This is a genomic window from Actinospica sp. (assembly GCF_035552695.1).
GTDB lineage: Bacteria > Actinomycetota > Actinomycetes > Streptomycetales > Catenulisporaceae > Actinospica.
In genome coordinates this window covers 67426-83845 of the sequence record NZ_DASZKT010000116.1, presented here as the reverse complement: position 1 = coordinate 83845, position 16420 = coordinate 67426, and the positions used below count along the sequence as shown (strand labels likewise).

At 68.2% G+C, this 16420-nt stretch carries 13 protein-coding genes and 1 pseudogene; 6 read left to right on the top strand and 8 right to left on the bottom strand.

Annotated elements, in window-relative coordinates:
* The first annotated feature begins 144 nt into the window (after positions 1–144).
* The 3 genes from VG296_RS14420 (at position 145) to VG296_RS14410 (ending at position 4066) form a co-directional block, all read left to right on the top strand.
* Positions 145–1818: an NAD-dependent malic enzyme gene (locus tag VG296_RS14420; protein WP_325566209.1), complete on the top strand. Its 1674-nt coding sequence runs from the start codon at positions 145–147 to the stop codon at positions 1816–1818.
* A 65-nt stretch (positions 1819–1883) separates the two neighbouring features.
* On the top strand, positions 1884–3308 hold the full coding sequence (gene fumC, locus VG296_RS14415; protein WP_325566208.1) for a class II fumarate hydratase: 1425 nt from the start codon (positions 1884–1886) through the stop codon (positions 3306–3308).
* 581 nt (positions 3309–3889) lie between these two features.
* Positions 3890–4066 carry a hypothetical protein gene (locus VG296_RS14410; RefSeq protein WP_325566207.1) on the top strand — a complete coding sequence of 59 codons (177 nt, stop codon included), beginning with the start codon at positions 3890–3892 and terminating at the stop codon, positions 4064–4066.
* Between the two features lie 315 nt (positions 4067–4381).
* Here VG296_RS14410 and VG296_RS14405 read toward each other — a convergent pair whose 3' ends face one another.
* The 3 genes from VG296_RS14405 to VG296_RS14395 all read right to left on the bottom strand — a co-directional run bounded on the left by VG296_RS14405 (position 4382) and on the right by VG296_RS14395 (position 7089).
* Positions 4382–5104: a response regulator transcription factor gene (locus VG296_RS14405; protein WP_325566206.1), complete on the bottom strand. Its 723-nt coding sequence runs from the start codon at positions 5102–5104 to the stop codon at positions 4382–4384.
* Positions 5101–6339, bottom strand: coding sequence for a sensor histidine kinase (locus VG296_RS14400; RefSeq protein WP_349259556.1), 1239 nt, complete (start codon positions 6337–6339; stop codon positions 5101–5103). The genes VG296_RS14405 and VG296_RS14400 overlap by 4 nt, the downstream gene beginning before the upstream one ends.
* A 129-nt stretch (positions 6340–6468) precedes the next feature.
* Positions 6469–7089 carry a LysE/ArgO family amino acid transporter gene (locus tag VG296_RS14395; protein WP_325566204.1) on the bottom strand — a complete coding sequence of 207 codons (621 nt, stop codon included), beginning with the start codon at positions 7087–7089 and terminating at the stop codon, positions 6469–6471.
* A gap of 66 nt (positions 7090–7155) precedes the next feature.
* Here VG296_RS14395 and VG296_RS14390 point away from each other — a divergent pair, with 66 nt between their 5' ends.
* Both VG296_RS14390 and VG296_RS14385 read left to right on the top strand, forming a co-directional pair.
* Positions 7156–8067 carry a LysR family transcriptional regulator ArgP gene (locus tag VG296_RS14390; protein ID WP_325566203.1) on the top strand — a complete coding sequence of 304 codons (912 nt, stop codon included), beginning with the start codon at positions 7156–7158 and terminating at the stop codon, positions 8065–8067.
* The gene (locus VG296_RS14385) at positions 8064–8528 is read left to right on the top strand and encodes a nucleoside deaminase (protein ID WP_325566202.1); all 465 of its coding nucleotides are present in this window, start codon (positions 8064–8066) and stop codon (positions 8526–8528) included. The genes VG296_RS14390 and VG296_RS14385 overlap by 4 nt, the downstream gene beginning before the upstream one ends.
* A 175-nt stretch (positions 8529–8703) precedes the next feature.
* On the opposite strand, the pseudogene VG296_RS14380 reads toward VG296_RS14385, so the two are convergent.
* A pseudogene (locus VG296_RS14380) lies at positions 8704–9231 on the bottom strand (amino acid permease); the annotation flags it as partial.
* A 133-nt stretch (positions 9232–9364) separates the two neighbouring features.
* A complete protein-coding gene (locus tag VG296_RS14375) occupies positions 9365–10084 on the bottom strand; it encodes a helix-turn-helix domain-containing protein (protein WP_325566200.1) in 720 nt (239 codons plus the stop codon).
* Between the two features lie 115 nt (positions 10085–10199).
* Between VG296_RS14375 and VG296_RS14370 the strand changes: the two genes are divergently transcribed.
* On the top strand, positions 10200–11498 hold the full coding sequence (locus VG296_RS14370; protein WP_325566199.1) for an MFS transporter: 1299 nt from the start codon (positions 10200–10202) through the stop codon (positions 11496–11498).
* Here VG296_RS14370 and lnt read toward each other — a convergent pair.
* The 3 genes from lnt to VG296_RS14355 form a co-directional block, all read right to left on the bottom strand.
* Positions 11477–13072 (bottom strand): apolipoprotein N-acyltransferase, encoded by a 1596-nt coding sequence (gene lnt, locus VG296_RS14365; RefSeq protein WP_325566198.1) that lies wholly within the window; start codon positions 13070–13072, stop codon positions 11477–11479. The two genes, VG296_RS14370 and lnt, sit on opposite strands and share 22 nt — an antisense overlap.
* A gap of 603 nt (positions 13073–13675) precedes the next feature.
* On the bottom strand, positions 13676–14509 hold the full coding sequence (locus tag VG296_RS14360) for an LLM class flavin-dependent oxidoreductase (protein WP_325566197.1): 834 nt from the start codon (positions 14507–14509) through the stop codon (positions 13676–13678).
* A 238-nt stretch (positions 14510–14747) separates the two neighbouring features.
* On the bottom strand, positions 14748–16226 hold the full coding sequence (locus VG296_RS14355; protein WP_325566196.1) for an RNB domain-containing ribonuclease: 1479 nt from the start codon (positions 16224–16226) through the stop codon (positions 14748–14750).
* Positions 16227–16420 lie beyond the last annotated feature (194 nt).

Sequence of the window (16420 nt, the reverse complement as noted above, 5' to 3'; positions counted from 1 at the left end):
TCCCGTTGCCGCAATCGGTCGGCGGGCATAGCCTGAATTTCGTACACGAGGCCCGGAATGCGCCGCGGATCGCGTTGAGTACGTGGACGATCCGCGACTGCCGCCTCGGGCCTCCTGGTTCTTGCACCAGGTGAGGAGAACGGCATGACTACCACGGATGCGGTCCGGACGCCGACGACACCCGGCGTGCTGCAGGACCCGATGACCAACCACGGGGTCGCGTTCAGCGCCTCCGAGCGGAACGCGTACGGGCTGACCGGCCGGCTGCCCTCGACCGTGCTGACGCTGGACCAGCAGGCGCAGCGCGCGTACCGGCAGTTGCTGCGCCAGCCCGATGACCTGGCCAAGTACGTGTACCTCGAGCAACTGCACGACCGCAACGAGGTCCTGTACTACCGCGTGCTCGCGGACCATCTCGCCGAACTGCTGCCGGTCGTCTACGACCCGACCGTCGGCGACGCGATCGAGCAGTACTCCGAGGAGTACCGCCGGCCTCGGGGGATCTTCCTCTCGATCGACGCGCCCGACGACATGGAGACCGCCTTCCGCACGCTCGGACTCGGCGCGGACGACGTCGAACTGCTGGTGTGTACGGACGCTGAGGAGATCCTGGGCATCGGCGACTGGGGTGTGGGCGGGATCGAGATCGCGATCGGAAAGCTCGCCATCTACACCGCTGCCGCCGGTATCGACCCGCGCCGGGTGATCCCGGTATCGCTGGACGTCGGCACCGACAACGAGGCCCTGCTCAACGACCCGCTGTATCTGGGCAACCGGCACGCGCGGGTGCGCGGCGCCGCGTACGACGCGTTCGTCAAGAAGTACCTGGAGACCGCGTCCAGGATGTTCCCGAACGCGCTGCTGCACTTCGAGGACTTCGGCCCGGACAACGCCCGACGGATCCTGGAGACCTACGGCCACCAGTACCGCATCTTCAACGACGACATGCAGGGCACCGGGGCGATCACGCTGGCCGCCGTGCTCTCCGCGGTGAAGGTGACCGGCGTGCCGATGCGCGAGCAGAAGCTCGTGGTGTTCGGGGCCGGAACCGCCGGTGTGGGGATCGCGGACCAGATCCACGATGCGATGATGCGCGACGGCGCCAGGGCGGAGCAGGCCACCTCGCAGATCTGGCTGGTGGACAAGCAGGGGTTGTTGACCAGCGACATGACGAACCTTCGCGACTTCCAGAAGCCGTATGCCCGCAAGCCTGAGGAGGTTTCCGGCTGGAGCGGCGGCGGGACGATCTCGCTGCTGGAGACCGTCCGCAACGCGGCTCCGACAGTCCTGCTCGGCACCTCGACCGCGCACGGCGCGTTCACCGAGGCCGTCGTCAAGGCCATGGCGCAGGGGGTCGAGCGGCCGATCATCCTGCCGATCTCCAACCCCACCTCGCAGATCGAGGCCGAGCCGCAGGACCTGATCGCCTGGACGAACGGCAAGGCGCTGGTCGCGACCGGGCTTCCGTTCGGACCGATGCAGTACGACGGCGTTACCTACAACTTCGGCCAGGCCAACAACGCACTGGTCTACCCCGGGCTGGGACTCGGCACGATCGTCTCCGGCGCCGGCACGGTGACCCCGGCCATGCTGATCGCGGCAGCCGAGGCGGTCGCCGGTCAGGTCGACGTCGGCGCCCCCGGCGCTTCGCTGCTGCCGGCGGTCGAGAACCTGCGGGCTTCGACCGCGACCACCGCGGTCGCCGTGGTGCGGGCCGCCCAGGCAGACGGCGTCGCCACCGCGAAGATCGACAACGTGGTGCAGGCGGTCCAGGACGCCATGTGGCAGCCGACGTACACCGACGGCGGCGCGTCGTGACCGGAGCGTCCGGACAACCCGGCGCAGCAAGGCAACAGGGCGCGCCGCGACAGCAGGGGCCGAAGATGCTGGACGTGCCGATCGGCCTGTCAGCAACCGGAACCCGGCGCGAGACCGACTCCATGGGCGCCATCGACGTGCCCGCCGACCGGTACTGGGGCGCGCAGACCCAGCGTTCGCTGATCCATTTCTCGATCGGCGACGACCGCATGCCCAAGGCCGTCTACCACGCCTACGGTCACGTCAAGAAGGCCGCCGCGATCGTCAACGGACGCGCCGGCCGGCTGCCGGGCTGGATGGCAGAGCTGATCGAACGCGTCGGCGGCGAGGTGATCGCCGGAAAGCTCGACGAGAACTTCCCGCTCTACGTCTGGCAGACCGGCTCGGGCACGCAGTCCAACATGAACACCAACGAGGTGATCAGCAACCGCGCCATCCAACTGGCCGGCGGCGAGCTGGGGAGTAAGACCCCTGTGCATCCCAACGATCACGTGAACCTGGGACAATCCTCGAACGACACCTTCCCCACCGCCATGCACATCGCCGCCGTCAAGGAGGTCCACGAGCACCTGCTGCCGGCCGTGCAGGGGCTGCAGCGCTCGATCGAGGCCAAGGCCGAACGATGGCGCGACGTGGTCAAGATCGGCCGCACGCATCTGGAGGACGCGGTCCCGCTGACCGTCGGGCAGGAATGGTCCGGCTACGCCCACCAGCTCAAGCAGGCCATGTCCGCCGTCACCACGTCCGCCCAGGGCCTGTTCGAACTCGCCGCCGGCGGCACGGCGGTCGGCACCGGCCTGAACGCGCCGGAGGGCTTCGCCGAGGAGATCGCCCACGAGATCGCGCAGGCGACCGGATATCCGTTCGTCACCGCCGCGAACAAGTTCGCCGCGCAAGGCGGCCTGGATGCCATGGTCAACGCCTCGGCGGGTCTGCGGGCGCTGGCAGTGCCGCTGATGAAGATCGCCAACGACATCCGGTGGCTGGCCTCCGGACCGCGCTGCGGACTCGGCGAGCTGATCCTGCCGGCCAACGAGCCCGGGAGCTCGATCATGCCCGGCAAGGTCAACCCGACCCAGTGCGAGGCCATGGTGATGGTCTGCATCCAGGTCCTGTCGGAGGACTCCGCGATCGCGTTCGCCGGCTCGCAGGGCAACTTCGAACTCAACGCGATGCGCCCGGTCATCATCAACAACTTCCTGCACTCGGCCACGATCCTGGCCGACGCCTGCCAGAAGCTGCGCGAGTACTGCGTCGACGGCGCCGAGCTGAACAGTGAGCAGGTCGAGCGCTACGTCGACCGCTCGCTGATGCTCGTGACCGCGCTCTCCCCGGAGATCGGCTACGACAAGGCCTCCGCGATAGCCCACAAGGCCAACGACGAAGGCACCACGCTGCGCGAAGCCGCCCTGGCCACCGGATACGTCACCGCCGCCGAATTCGACCGCATCGTGAATCCAGCGGAGATGGTGCGGCCGAACGGCTCATGATCAACGGGTTGTAGATCTTTCACGTCCGCGGCGACATCCGTGGTGACTCCCTGTGTCGTCAACGAGGTGCCTGGCTTCAGTCCTCAGATCGCGCACGCGATCTTGGCCAACTCGAAGGCCGCCGAACTGCTCGACACCCCAGCAGGCAAGGCCGTCGCCGCCAGCGGCGGAGTCGCGGCACTGCACTCGCAGGCATGCTCGACGAGACCGAGACGACTGCCAAGACGGTTGAGTCCTCGATTGAAGGAATCCTGAATCAGATAACTACAGAGGGTGGCGAGTTACGCGGCTATCCTGGTCGGACTCTAAGACGCGGAAGGCCGGGCTGCATTCATGTCCCACCTGATCGACAACGCGGGCGCGGTTGTCTGCCTGATCGGTGGACTCGGGCTTCTCGGTGTCTCCGTCCACGACCTCAGACTCCTGCGGCTCGCCCTCTGGGGCGAGAAGACCAAGGGATACGTCGAAAACGCCCGATCATCAGACGGGACCCCTACGGCGACCCGACACAATGGTCAGCCACGACGGTCTTCCATATCCATGAGGCGGGCAAGCGCACGACCATCAGGTGCACCGACATCATGTACATCGCGTACACCAAGGGCCAACAAGTAACAGTCCACTACCGGCGCAAGCGTCCGGATCGATGGGCCACGATCCGTGATCCGAAGTCCGCCCTGGGACGCGCAACCGGATTCGGGGCCTTCGCCCTGTTCCTAATCGCGCTCTCCGGCTGGTTGCTCCTGCCGAATTTCTGACCTCGGCGCTGCGAGGCAACTCCGGCAGCATGCCTCAGACGTGGCACCGGGTCTTGGGCCTCCGCCCACGCGAGAGCCTTCGTATCAACGCCCGTAGTCTCAGTTTCAGTCCCAGTTCGCTCAGATACCTCGGTGTCCGCCGACGTACGTTGATACGGCTGACCTGCACGAGCGGGCAACCACGTACGTCGGCGGACACCGGGTGATCGAGCTTAAATCTCCCGGGATGCAGCCCGATCTTCTTCGGTGCAACCCGGCGCTGACTGATCTCGCCCGGCACACTTCGATCCTCTCCGATCGGGCCTGTTATTTTGGTCAGGCCTCTGCGGCCCCCGGTGTCACCAGGCCGGTCTCGTATGCCGCGACGACCGCCTGCGCCCGGTCCCGCAGCTGGAGTTTCGCCAGGATGCGGGCGACGTGCGTCTTGACGGTCGCCTCGCTCAACTGCAATTCCGCAGCCAGTTCGGCGTTGCTTAGCCCGCGGGCGAGCAGTCGAAAGACCTCGAGCTCGCGCGCCGTGAGCGCCGCCAACTCGGCGTGCCCCGTGCGGACCCGCGGGCCGGCCGGCTCCGGAGGCGGCGCGGCGAACTTCTCTACCAGCCGCCGCGTGATCACCGGCGCGAGCAGCGCGTCCCCGGAACGCACCAGCCGCACCGCGTTGACCAGATGCTCCGGCGTCACGTCCTTGAGTAGAAAGCCGCTCGCCCCGGCGGCCAAAGCGTCGTAGACGTACTGGTCGAGGTCGAAGGTTGTCAGGATGATGACACGCGGCGCCGCGTCCCCCGGCTCGTCGAGGATGCGACGCGTCGCCTCGAGCCCGTCGAGCACCGGCATGCGGATGTCCATCAGCACGACGTCTGGCTGCGTTCGCCGCACGGCTTCGACCGCCTCGATGCCGTCCCCCGCCTCGGCCACCACGTCGATCCCGTCGGCCGCGAGGATCATCCGGAATCCGGTACGTACGAGTTGTTGGTCGTCCGCCACCACCACGCGCAGGCCCTCGCCCGTGGGCCCTGCGTCTTCCGCCACGTCAGTCACACCGCGTCCTCGACCGGAAGGGGTATCTCCACCCGCACACGATATCCGCCCTGCGCCCGCGGCCCCGCCCGCACGATGCCGCCGTGCACCGCGACGCGCTCGCGCAGACCTATCAGACCTCTGCCATTCCCGCTCGCAGCGCTCTGCCCCGGCGCACCGCCGGAGTCGGCGATGTCCAGGCCCAGCCGAGTCGGCTTGTAGTCCACGAGGATGTCCACGCTGGCGCCGGATGCGTGCTTCACCGTGTTGGTCAGGGCCTCCTGAACCACGCGGTACGCGGTGAGATCCAGCCCGGGTGGGAGCGATCGGGGCTCGCCGAGCACACGGTAGGCGATCGGCACGCCGGTCGCGCGTATTCGGGAGACCAACGGCTCCAACTGGTCCAGGCCCGGCTGCGGCGCGAGTTGATGCTGTGCCCGCGCCGATTCCGTCAGCAGGCCCATCACCTGACGAAGCTCGGTCATGGCCGCGCGCCCGGCGGATTCCACCTCCAGCAGGGCCTGCGTCGCTTGCTCGGGATCACGTTGCAGTGTCTTGCGCGCCGCGCCGGCCATCACCACCATGACGCTCACGTTGTGCGTCACGATGTCGTGCAGGTCGCGTGCGATGCGGGATCGCTCGGCTTCGACGGCGAGGCGGATCGCCTCCTGGTGCTTCTCCTCCCGTGTTCTCTGCCGTGTGGCCACGTCCGTCGCGGCCTGTTTTCGGATCTCGGATCCGTAGAGTGCGACGCCGATCAACAGCGGCACGGCGATCGGAAGCGTAAGCAGTTTTCGGTCCGGCAGGAGCAGGAAGTAGCCGTACTTCCAGAGCTCGACGCAACTGATCGGCAAGGCCGCGAGCGAGAGCCGCCGATACGGGCTGTACGTGGCCGCCGAGTACGACGCGATCAGCACCGCCACCCCGACCATGATGAACGGCACCCGGAAGAAGTTCAGTTCCAGCAGCAGCAGAGCGAGCCCGACGAGCGGGAGACGCCGACGGATGGACAACGACACGAAGACCCCGAGCGCGGCCGCGATCATCATGCTCTTCGGCGCGAGGATGTTCGCGTATCCGGGGATATGGAACGTGTACGCGCGCTCCGGCTTCATGGGTACCGCGACGCAGAAGGCGAGGATGAAGTCGAAAAGCCGCTCGCGCCGGCTCGGCCGGGGCGCGGGCCCGGTCGGCCTTATCCAGCGCGCCCTGCCTTCCGGGCCGCCGCCCTCTTCGTCACGTGTCAACCATTTCACGTCTCCATTCTGAAGAGCCCGGTCACTTCTGCGCATCGGTCGAGCGGGCCATCTTTTCGCGCGAGATCGAACTACATCGATCGGATGATGCCCAATGGCATTCAGCGAAACGGAGTAATGGCAGGGCGGTCAGCGGAGCGTGGCGATGCGGATTCCCAGCACGATCATCGTGACGGCGATCGCGCTGTCCAGCACCCGCCAGGCGAGCGGCCGGGCGAACAACGGCCTGGCGAATCGCGCGCCGAATCCGAGGCCGCAGAACCAGAGAACACTGGCCGTGCACGCACCGACAGCGAACATCCAGCGATGCGTGCCGTATCCGGCGGCCACCGAACCGAGCAACAGCACCGTGTCCAGGTAGACGTGCGGGTTGAGCCAGGTCAGGCCGACGCACGTGAGAACACTGCCGCGCATCGAGGGGCGCGCCGACGCCTCCCCGTCATCCGCCCGCAACGCCCCTGGCCGCAGCGCCCGCCGCGCCGCCAGCACTCCGTACGTCACGAGGAACGCCGCACCCGCCCACGCGATCACCGTCAACACGCCGGGCCTCAACTCCACGAGCGCGCCGAGCCCGGCAACGCCTGCCGTGATGAGCAATAGGTCGGAGACCGCACACACGGTCACGATCGCGGGGACGTGCTCGCGGCGCAGCCCCTGCCGCAACACGAAGGCGTTCTGCGCACCGATGGCGACGATCAGGGACAGTCCGGTGCCGAGCCCGGCGACCAGGGCGAGGAGGTCTTGAGTCATATCCGGACCGTAACCGGGCCACCTTTCGACAATCCAGCTAATGTTTCTTGGATACCATTAGAGATCATGATGCAAGAGCTTCCGCTGGACCAGGTCCGCACACTGCTCGCAGCCGTCGACGAGGGCACGTTCGACGCCGCCGCTGCCGCGCTGCATATCACGCCCTCCGCCGTCAGCCAGCGTGTGAAGGCGCTGGAACAGCGGATCGGCCGCGTGCTGCTCACCCGGACGAAGCCGATCGCGCTCACAGACTCGGGCGAGGTGCTGGTGCGCTACGCGCGCCAATTCGTCCGTCTCGAGGCGGACGCGGCAGCGGAGCTCGGCCTCGACTCGGAGCATCAGGCCCCGACGACGATCGCGGTCGCCGTCAACGCCGACTCGCTCTCCACCTGGTTCCTCGATGCGCTCGCCCAGATCCCCGACTCGCTGCGCGTCGGCTTCGAACTGCTCCGCGAGGACGAGGCGTACACGGCGGCGCTACTCCGGCGCGGACGCGTCGCCGCCGCCCTGACCAGGGACGCAACCCCCGTGACCGGCTGCCGGGTCACAAAGCTGGGCGTCATGCGCTACCGCGCCTCGGCCAGTCCCGCCTACGTCGAACGTTGGCTCGCCTCGGGCCCGATCGAGCAGACGCTGCCCGCCGCGCCGATGCTCGTCTTCGACCGGTACGACGAACTGCAGGACGACTTCCTCAGCGCCCTGACGGGGCGCCCGGAAAACCGCGCACAGACCCGCCACCTGATCCCGACGTCGGAGGCCTTCCTCAGCGCCGTCGCCCGAGGGATCGGCTGGGGCATGATCCCCGACGAGCAGGCCGCCCTCCTGCCCGAGGATGCGCTCGTCGAGGTGGCGCCGGGCCGGGTCGTCGACGTGCCGCTCTACTGGCAGCAGTGGAAGCTCGACTCGCCCGCCCTCAAGGCCCTGTCCGACGCGGTGATCTCGGCGGCGCAGGTGATCGGCCGTAAGCTTGCGCAATGACAGAACCGCACGCCGCGTCCTCCCCCATCGCCTCCATGCTCGACGTCGCGCGCGAGCAGGCCCGCCTGGGATTGGCCGAAGGCGGCATCCCGATCGGCGCCGCTCTGTTCCACAAGGACGGCTCGCTGCTCGGCGTCGGCCACAACCGCCGGGTCCAGGACGGCGACCCGTCCATGCACGCGGAGACCGCGGCGTTCCGGGCCGCGGGCCGGCTGCGCGGCTATCAGGACACGATCATGGTGACCACGCTCTCGCCCTGCTGGTACTGCTCCGGCCTGGTGCGCCAGTTCGGCATCGGCCAGGTCGTGATCGGCGAGGCGACGACGTTCCACGGCGGGCACGACTGGCTGGCCGAACACGGCGTCGGCATCACCCTGCTCGACGACGCCGCATGCATCGGCCTGATGCGCGACTTCATCGCCGCCCGCCCCGAACTCTGGTACGAGGACATCGGCGAGTAGCCGAGGACCAGCTCAGCCGGCGTTCACCCGGAACCGCAGCCGGCAGATGACGGCGTCCGTGTGCCGTCGGACCGCCCGGTCGAGCACCGCGCCGCGCCGCGCTGGTTCTGCAGCAGCCGCAGCCAGGGCCACGTGAGCTGCATCTCCGGGATCAGCACAATGAGACGGTCGTGGTCGTGCGCAGCGCGCCGAAGCCGTTGAGCAGCGCACGCCCCTGCCAGCCCGCGCCGCGCTCTTCCCACCAGTGCCGCACCATTCCGACCTGGGAGATCGTGAATCCGATGAACACTCCGATGGCGAAGACCGGGACGAGGGCCTGGGTGTTGCCGTTCGAGACGACCAGCAGCACGAGCGCGGCGCCCGCGAGCACGCTGACGCCGTGCCGGTAGACCTGGCGGTCGGCGCGCAGGGCGAAGATATGCGGCAGATGGTTGTCCCTGGCCAGCAGCGACGCGAGCACCGGCAGGCCGCCCAACGACGTGTTCGCGGCGAGGGCGAGCAGCAGCATCGTGGAGAACTGGACGACGAAGAACCCGATGTTGTGGCCGAGCGCGGCGCCGGTGAGCTGCGCGAGGACGGTCTTCGTGCTGTTCGGCGCGACGTGGAACTTGCCGATGAGCACGGACAGCCCGATCAGCATCAAACCGAGCAGCGCGCCGAGCGCGACCTCGGTGCGCTGGGCGCGCTTCACTCGCGGCCTGCGGGGGGTGTGCGCTGACTCCACGTCATCCCCTTCACCCAGGCACCCAGTCCGCTTCAGGATCAGTGATCACGGTGGCCGCCGCCGCCGCTTGGGCGTTAGAGATCCGTTTGGGTTTGGGGGCTGACGGGAGGCGTCAATCGTCTGACGCGTCGTCCGGTTCCGTCGCGTAGAAGAAGGTCAGCAGGTTGACCTGCACACTGTCCGCGCCGCGCGCGTGCACCTCACTGTTGAACTCCTCGACCAACCCGTGGAAGCGCTCGGCGAACTCCGCCGCCCGCTCGCGCGGCATCCGGAAGTCGCAGATCGCACCGACGGAGCGGATATACGGCGGGTGCTCGAGGTTGTCCTGCGGGTGCGCGTACGTGCGGCCGGAGTGCAGTGCAGCCTCGTAGCGGGTGAAGTAATCCTCGACACCCGCGCCTACCAGGCCGAGGAGTTCCTCGGACAGCGGCGACTCGCGGTCCGTGGCCGGCCGCTCCGGGTGCACGCCCCAGCCCTTCTGGGCGACGCGGTAGTGCTGCTCCACGATGCCACCTACAAGGCGCAGCTCCGCGACCTGGATCAGGTTCACCGCCAACAGTTGCTTCATGTGCCGGTATAGCTTGGTCGTAGGCTCGCCGAGTTCCTCAGCGAGCTGCTTCACGGTCATGATGCGCGCCTTCTCGTGCACGTTCCTGCCGAGCGCGCGCATGATCTTCTGCCGCAGCGGATCGGCAAGGGCCTTCATCGTCGCGGCGTCGTCGATGTCGCGGAACTCGATCAGCTCGGGTAGCGGCTGTGGACCGAGCGGGAGCGTCGCCTCAAGCTCGACCTCGACCGCCGACTCCGTCGATTTCGCATCGTTTCTCGCCATGACGGCAATGGTACACGACTTTGCGACCATTTCCCTTGACAGCATCATTCACGTATGCGTGAATGATGCTCGAGGCGCGAACCGTGGGGCGCCGATCCTTGAGGGGTAGGGACAGATGAGCACCATGACCGAACCGGTGGCCGTGCGGACAGCGAGCAACGACACATCGGAGGCGGACGGAGACGCGCCACGGATACGCGCCGACCACGCACTGCGCACGATCTACGTCGGAAGCTTCACCGCGTTCATCGGCATCACGATGTCCGAGGTCGTCTTTCCACTGTTGGTGCTCGGCTTCACCGGAAAGCCGCTGCTCGCAGGCCTGTTCGGGACGATCCAGTTCACCGCGCTCGTGCTCGCCTCGGTGCCGGCCGGGAACTTCGTGGACCGGCACGATCGTCGGCTCGTGCTGATCGTGAGCGAGACCATCCGCGCCGCACTCGCCACGGTGCTCGCGGTGACGCTCGCCGCCGGGCACGTCTGGCTCGTCGAGATCTACCTCATCGCGTTCGTCCTCGGCGTCTGCGAGCCGCTGAGCAGCGTCAGAACGCTGGCGCTGCGATCGATCGCGCCTGACTCGCAACTGACGCGAGCGCTTTCGATCCAGCAGGTCGTGAGCAGCGTCGCGCAACTGGTGGGTCCGGCCGTCGGAACCGTGCTCTACTCGGTCAACCGCTCGCTGCCGTTCGTCGCCGTCGCCGTCGGCATGGGCGTTTCAGCGCTCTGTGCCGCCCTCGCGCGCTTCGACGGCAAGCCGAAGCCCGCTGCCGAGACCGGTCCCGTCGCGTCCGGGGCCAAGAGCGAGCCCGAGAGCGCCTTCGCCGGCCTGCGCATCATCTGGAGCAACCCCGTGATGCGCGGAACGATGCTCTTCATCATGCTGATCAATCTGATCGGCGTGCCGCTCGACCTCGTGCTGATCCTGCAGGCGAAGCACGAGGGCGTACCCACACACTTCGTCGGTCTGGTGCTCGCCGCCTTGGCGGCGGGTGGCGTCATCGGCGCTCCCTGCATACCCAAGCTGTACAAGCTCTTCCGGCCGGGCCAACTCCTGGTCGTCTTCGGCGCCCTTATCTCCATCTCCTGCCTGATGACAGGGCTCTTTCAGCTCGGCGGCTTCTGGATGGCCGGATGGCTGGCCGCGATCGGCTTCGCCGTCCCGGCCGCGCAGGTGCTGGTCGATGTGCTCATACTCCAGCAGGTCCCCGACCACCAGCGCGGCCGCGTGCTGACCGCGGTGATGACGTTTATGGGCTTGGGCATGCCGATCGGTGCGGCCTTCGGCGGCAGCGTGCTGCAGATCGCCTCCCCGTCGACGGCCTTGTACGGCGCGGCGGTCGCGATGGCCGGAGTCGCGGCGTTCGCGGCCTCGCAGCGGAACCTGCGCGCGGCTCAGTGGCCGTCAGCGAGCTGAGTCGGATCGTGAATTTCGACCGGATTCATCAGCAGACGCAGGCGGAGCATCGCCAGCAGGGCGAGCGCGACGAGACCCGCGCAGACAATCGGAACGAAGTTGCCGTACCGGTCGTACGGCGTATCGGCTGCCTGGAGGGGGACGTGCGCGACGATCGAGCCGACGTACTCCTTCGGCAGCCACGCCAGCTCACGGCCCTGCGCATCGAAGGCCGCCGAGACGCCGGCGAGCGAGGCCTGAACAGCCGGGCGCCCGGTCTCCGCGGATCGCACTGCCGCGAGACTCGCGTGCTGCGCAGGCTCCCAACTGCCCTGGAATGTCGTATCCTCCGACTGGTAGACCAGCAGTTGCGCGCCGAGATTCGCCTCGTTGCGGGCCATGTCGGGGAACGCCGACTCGAAGCAGATCAGCGGGCCGAGATTCATGCCACCGGCCCGGAACATCGTCAAATCGTCGCCGGCCACAAGATTCGTTCCCGCGGCCTTCGTCATGCGGGTCAGCCAGCTGAGCTGGCCGCGGAACGGGATGTACTCGCCGAACATGACCAGTCGTGTCTTCGCGTACTGGCCCTGCTCGCCGGCGGCGGAGTAGAGGTAGCTGACCTTCTGTGTATCGCCGTCAGGGACCGTGGCGTTGGCATTCACCACGATCGGCGCATGCAGGCTGGTCGCGAGCTGCGTGAGCTGTTGCTGGTCGTTGCCGTCATCGATCAGACCGTCGTCCCCACTGCTCTCGCCCCACACGACGAGGCCGACCTGCCTGCTCTGCAAGGCCCGCGTGATCGCAATGCCTTCCTGATCACGAGCCTGCGGATCGTGAACGACGCCCGGCTGCACGAGCGCCACGTTCACGTCGCGGGTGGCCGCGGGCATCGGATGCGTGGCGAACCAGACGGGACCGGCGACGATGGCGAGCGCGCCGAGCACGGCTGCACCGACTCGGACCGGTACACGAGCCGTGATGATCAGCACAATGCACGTGTTCACCAGCATGATGGCGAACGAGAGCAGCCAGGCTCCTCCAACCGATGCGAGCCCGAGCTCGGCCGGGTGATTCCACTGGCTCGCGCCCAGGAGCGACCACGGACCGCCGAACGGCTTCCAGGAGCGAACGGTCTCGATCAGCACCCAACCGGCCGGCACCGCGGCCAGCGCGAGCAGCCCACGCCCCCACCCGAACGGCCCCGGAGCCTGAGACGACGCGACGGGCTCCCCCTCTCCCCGCCCCACCGCAGTCCGCACGACCGGCGGCGAATCGGGCCTCAAGACCGCCCAGACGAGCAGTCCCCAAGGCAGCCAGAGCACCGCGACCAGTGCCGCGGCCAGCGGAAAGAAGTAGATCAGGTTCGGCAGCAGCCAGTAGAGCGTCGCGCAGACGAAGCCGAACCCACCCAACCAGCCACGCAGCATCGCCTCCCGACGGCTGTCCGCCGCACGCAACAGCAGGAGGAGCGGTACGAAGGCGACCCAGGCGAGCACCCCGAGGTTCGGTGCCGGAAACAGCAGGAACCCGACCGCCCCGGCAAGCACCGTCCCCAGCCTCGGCGCCCACCAGCCCGTACGGGAGATCTTCACAGCTTGACTCATACCCGCCCACCAGACCCCCTTACCGCAGTCCACCCCGAACGGCGGCCTCACCTGCGTGCTGATCGCCCCACCACCGCAGCCCGCTCCCACCCCGCGGGCCTCGCCCACACCTCCGCTACCGCTGCCAAACCTGGTGTTGGCGGCTCCCCCACTACGCTCGCACCCAGCCCGCGAGCCTCACCCATGCCACCCCAGTGCCGCCGCAAGACTACGCACCGATGGCCCCACCACCGACGCCCCCATCCGGCCCGCGAACGTCATCCACACCACACCACCCGAGTGCCGCTGTACCGCTGCCGGACTCGTGTATCGGTGGACCCACCGCTGCCGCTCGTATCCGACTCGCGAACGTCTACCGCACCACCTCAGTACCACTACAAGGCCTTTATGCCGACGGATCACCGCCGTCGCTCAATCCGGCCCGCGAACCTCAGCCACACCACCCTGATACCGCTGCCAGTCGCGCGCGGCGAGTGGGCGTCCACCCACACGGACCAGCCTGCCTACTAGTGGGTTCCACAGGCTCAGCGGCGCGCGGCGTCCCCACCGAATCCGGGCCGCGAACCGGCAGGCTCCCATCCCCTATCTGCCTCAGGGGCGCGGCGGTCCTGCGAGGATGCGCTCGCGAACCTCGTCGAGCCGCACAGACTCGTCTGCCGACCGCTGCCAACGCGTCTCGAGCCACCACGTGCAGCCGGCCTCCGCGCGTGCCGCCACCTGCGACTTCGCCACCACAAGGTCGTCCGCCGGGGTCTCGCCATCCGCGATGACGTCAATGTCCGGCTTTGCTCCGTGCCCGATCAGCCACGCCTTCAGTTCGCGGACGTCCTCGAGCGTCGGCTCGCGGCCGTCGAGGTAGTACTCGGGCACGACCCCGTCGCACCGCGCCGCGCGGCGCATCGATCGCGGTTTCAGCCACGCGCCGACGACCCAGATCGGCACGGGCCGCTGTACCGGACCGCCGATATCGATGAACTCGCTGCCGCCGTCCGCAGCGAGCACGTAGTACTGGCCGCGGTATGTCCGGCCACCCGCCCAAAGAGTGCGCATCAGGTCAATGCCCTCGTCCAGCCGTTCAGCCCGCTCCCGCCGATCCGTAACCTCGGTCGTGCCGAGCAGCACCTCCGGCGCGCCGAGCCCCACGGTGACGATCGCCCGCCCTCCCGAGAGCTGGTCCACCGTCGCGATCTGGCTGGCCAGCTTCCACGGCCGACGCCAGGGCAGCGGCGAAAGCAACGTACCGAGCTTGACCCACGTCGTACGAACCGCCATCGCGGCGAGCAGCGACCACGCGTCGACTCCGTACGTCACCTCAGGGAGGAACACGCCGTCCCAGCCGTGCTCCTCCGCGATCAGCGCGAGTTCGAGTTGTTGCGGTGCCGCGCCGCCCGGAAGGATGACGCCGTATCGCATCGGTTCGGTCATACGACTGACGCTAGCTAGAAGGTCCGACAGAGCAAGAGTCCGGCACAGCCAGCGGGTCCGGCAGAGCTAAATGAATCCGACACGCCTAGTGGTTCCGAGAGCCTCGCGCACTCCCTTGAGCGGCGATCGCCCCCATGGACTGCGCAGCTCCGTCGGAAGCCGTAGCCCCCTTCGACTGCCGCCAGCTTCCTTCGGACCGCCGTCAGCTCACCCTTCAATCAGCTGCGGGCCTGTTATCTTACTCCGCGTCGATCCAGTCGAAATAGACCTTGCGCTCCACCGCGTCCACCTTGGTCAGCCGGACGCGCACCTCGGTTCCCTGCGGCAGGTCATGGCCGTCGAGGCGGGCTATCACCGCCGGGTCTCGCAGCATCACGGTGCCGGCGTCGGGCTTGCCGTTCTGGTCCCAGTCGATCCGATCGTTCAGATCCAGCACGACGCCGGTGAAGTCCTCGCCGATCCGGTCCGCGAGCAGCACGGCCTCAGCCAGGTCGATACACGCACGGTCCACCGTTCGGCTCAGCCGCTCGCCGCGCTCCATGTCGGCGGGCAGTTCGGGCAACGTCTCACGCACCCAGTCGGGCACGTCCCGTCCGGCCGTGAGCGCGAGGCAGCATTCTGACGTGTAACGGTCGACGAGGCGACGCAGCGGAGCTGTCGCGTGCGCGTAAGCGATGCCGAGAGCGGAATGCTTCGGCTTGGCCGGGCAGGTTCCGTCGAACGGCGTGTACGCGGCACCGCGCAGCAGTGCCATCGCCTCCCACAGGAGCGCAGCCTGATGCGGGTCATCCGGCGTCAGACTGCTGACGAGCCGTTGGTAGCTGCGCCGGTCCGGCCAGACCACACCCAGGCCCTTGGCGGCCTTACGCAAGCGGCGGACCGTGATCGGTGAAGGCTCGGGCAGAGTACGTACGATGCCGACGCCGCCGCGCAGCATGATCCTTGCCGCGGCCGCGCCGATCAGCAGCGAGATCTGCGCGTTCCACCGCTCGATCGGCCGCTCCACCGCGTACTCGAGCCGCCAGCCGTCCGGGGTCGAGCTGATCTGCTGCGTCGGCACGTTGAGGATCATGCCGCCGCGCGAGGTCTGCCGCGCCTCGAGTAGACCGCCGAGCTCACACAGCAGGCCGATGACCGCCGGCGCACGACTCTCGGCCAAGGCCAGCTCCATCGCCGGATAGTCCAACTGCGCGCGCGAGCGAACGAGCGCCCGCCGCACGTCAACCGCGGTGGGAGCACCATGCGCGTCTACATCCACGCACCACAGCACGGCCGGACGATCCTGTCCCGGCAGAAGCGACGCCGCGTCTTCGGACAGTTCAGCAGGATGCAGTGGCACCCGGACGTCCGGCAGGTAGCACGTCAGCACCCGCCGACGCGCCTCCCGATCCAGCTCACCACCGGGACGCACGAACGCGGCCACGTCCGCGATCGCGTACCAGACCCGGAACCCGCCGCCGGACCGCCGCTCGATCCCCATCGCCTGATCCAGATCTCGCGAACCCGGCGGGTCCAGAGTCACCAGTGGCAGGTCGGTGCGGTCGAGCTCCGGCCGCCCCAGGTCACGGACGGCCACACCGGCCTCGCCGAGGACGGCCTGCGGGAACGCGGCAGGCAGCTCGTGCTCGACGCGGATGGCCGCGAAGCCCTCGGCCAATGCCGCACGCCCGGCGGGCAACGGTGCGGGGCCGGAGAGGCTGAGCGCGGTACGAGGCACGGTGCGCAGCGTACGCGAGCGCACGTCCCGATGCACGCAAGACACGGACGGCGCATCACCCGGAATTCACGCCCCGGACGTCGGACATCGACCCTTGCGTCAGCCTTCGTCCACGGTGAACGCGGCGCGCACACCGCTCTGTGAGAGCATCATCGGGTCCGAATTCGGTGATCCCGGCGCGGCGCCCGATTACG